The organism is Bartonella sp. TT119HLJHH (genome assembly GCF_042193385.1).
Classification (GTDB): domain Bacteria; phylum Pseudomonadota; class Alphaproteobacteria; order Rhizobiales; family Rhizobiaceae; genus Bartonella.
The window spans coordinates 1-2,163 of record NZ_JBHILS010000065.1; the positions used below are offsets into that span (position 1 = coordinate 1).

A 2,163-nucleotide genomic window follows, 5' to 3' on the forward strand; every position below is an offset into this window, starting at 1 on the left:
GGTAGGTATCAAAATGAAAAAAATTGAAAAAAATAAAAAATACGTATTGACATTAAGGAAAGGTTCGTTTAGAAAGGTCGACAAGTGCTCAAAACACTAAATCACAAGCGGATAAACACCGATAAGGTTTTTCCCATTTCTTAAAAATACTGGCTGTCTTTTATGCTTTGAATAGCGTATAACGATTTTGTCGGGTGTGGTTACACCATACAAGACTCTTTATGAGAAAAGTGTGACGACGGACTTGTGACCGTGTTTTGAACACCCGGCGCCCTTATAGGGTTGTCAATTCAAAACCCAATAATCACAAGGATTACTAGCATGAAAGCTACAGTTAAAAATCAAGAATCTTCTCCAAAATATGAACTTACTAATGAAAACCGCGTTGTTAACGGTGTGACTTTACACCGCATTAAAGCTTTAAGAGATTTTGATGATGTTAAGGCGGGGGACCTTGGCGGTTTTATTGAAAATGAAAGTAACTTATCCCATGATGGCAATTGCTGGGTCTATGATAATGCTATGGTTATCCAAGCAAGCGTTTCCGAAAACGCCAAAATACGCAATAATGCTTGTGTTGTGAATTATGCTAAGGTTTATGGTAATGCTGTGATTAGTGATAAGGCATGGGTTTTGAATGATAAGGCACATGTTTATGACAATGCAGTCATTAATGGCAATGCAAAAATTGGGGGCTACGTTTATGGTAATGCCGTTGTGAGTGATAATGCCGTTATTACAGAGGGGGCTTTTATTTACGATAACGCCCGTGTTTATGAAAATGCCCATGTGAGTGGGCTTGTGTTTAATGATGCCCATGTTTATGGGAAATCACGCCTTGCTGCGTGGTCAAAAGCTTATGGAAATGCTCATGTTTTTGATAAAGCTATAGTTTATGATGGTAGCAATATTTATGACAATGCCAAGGTTTCTGGCTCGGCGCGTGTTGGTCCCTGTGCAAAAATTCATAATAATGCTCATGTGAGTGGCAAGGCACAAATTTGCCAATTTACAACGATTTATGGCAATGCCGTGGTTAATGGCAATCAAAAAATTTCTGAAGATATTTGTGGTGATGATAAAGCAGCGTAAATAACGGGGCGGGCGGTGCGGGGGCGCCTCCTTATAACCATTTCATTTAAAAATTTGTTTGAATATTAGATTAGGGAGCTACCTATGACCACTAAAAATGTATCTAAAAAATATGAAATTATAGACGAAATAAAAAAAGTTTACGATGCAGAAACCCGTCAACCTAGATACTTTTATCGCATACGCGCATTAAGGGATTTCGATGATGTCAAGGCTGGTGACCTTGGTGGTTTTATTGAGAAGGAAGATAACCTCTCTCATGATGGGAATTGCTGGGTGTATGATGATGCTATTGCAGCATATGATGCTGTCGTTAGTGAAAATGCTAAAATACGTAATGAAGCCGTTGTTGCTCAAAATGCTAAAGTTTATGGTAACGTTGTCGTGAGTGATAAAGCCAAGGTTTATGGTCGTGATACCCATGTTTATGGCAATGCTAAGATTTTTGATAATGCTAGTATTAGTGGTACCATGTGGTTTCGTGGCAAGGGGTGGGTTTATGGCAAGTGTGTGGTTAATGGCAATGCCAAGGTTTATGATCATGCTAAGGTTTGTGGTCAAGTTTGTGATAATGCCGTGGTTTATGGGAAAGCTTTTATTAGTATAGAGGCAAAAATTTATGACAATGCCAAGGTTTGGCACAGTGCTTATGTGAAGGGCTTTGTTTATGGCAATGCAAAAGTATCAGGGTCTTCTTGTGTATACGAAGGTTCTCATATTTTTGATCATGCTAGGGTTTATGGTAAAGCGCTTGTCTACAAAGATGTCAAGATTTATGGCAATGCCCGTGTTTATGAGAATGCTCGTATTTATGAAAAAGCAGAAATTTATGATGATGCGTGTGTTTCTAATAGGTCTATTATTGAAGAGGGTGTAAAAATCTCTGGCAACGCTGTTATTAAAGGCAATAAAAAAATTTATAAAGATACTGATGGTAGTGAACAAAGCACAAACAAAGCAGCGTAAATAACGGGGCGGGGGGCTGCTTTATAGCAAAAAAGCCGCGTCCTTTAAGACACGGCTTTTATGATCAAAACAGCTAGCGATCTAAATAAACGATTAAAATAACCA

At 38.4% G+C, this 2,163-nt stretch carries 2 protein-coding genes; both read left to right on the forward strand.

Translation table 11 applies throughout. The annotated features are described in order from the left end of the window. The first annotated feature begins 321 nt into the window (after window positions 1-321). Window positions 322-1,092: a hypothetical protein gene (locus tag ACFIJL_RS09145; protein ID WP_375624370.1), complete on the forward strand. Its 771-nt coding sequence runs from the start codon at window positions 322-324 to the stop codon at window positions 1,090-1,092. Between the two features lie 84 nt (window positions 1,093-1,176). After that, on the forward strand, window positions 1,177-2,058 hold the full coding sequence (locus tag ACFIJL_RS09150) for a hypothetical protein (protein ID WP_375624372.1): 882 nt from the start codon (window positions 1,177-1,179) through the stop codon (window positions 2,056-2,058). Window positions 2,059-2,163 lie beyond the last annotated feature (105 nt).

Bases quoted from the DNA above. Each gene is read 5' to 3' on its own strand.
- ACFIJL_RS09145 (WP_375624370.1), top strand. From the start codon at position 322: ATGAAAGCTACAGTTAAAAATCAAGAATCTTCTCCAAAATATGAACTT.
- ACFIJL_RS09150 (WP_375624372.1), top strand. From the start codon at position 1,177: ATGACCACTAAAAATGTATCTAAAAAATATGAAATTATAGACGAAATA.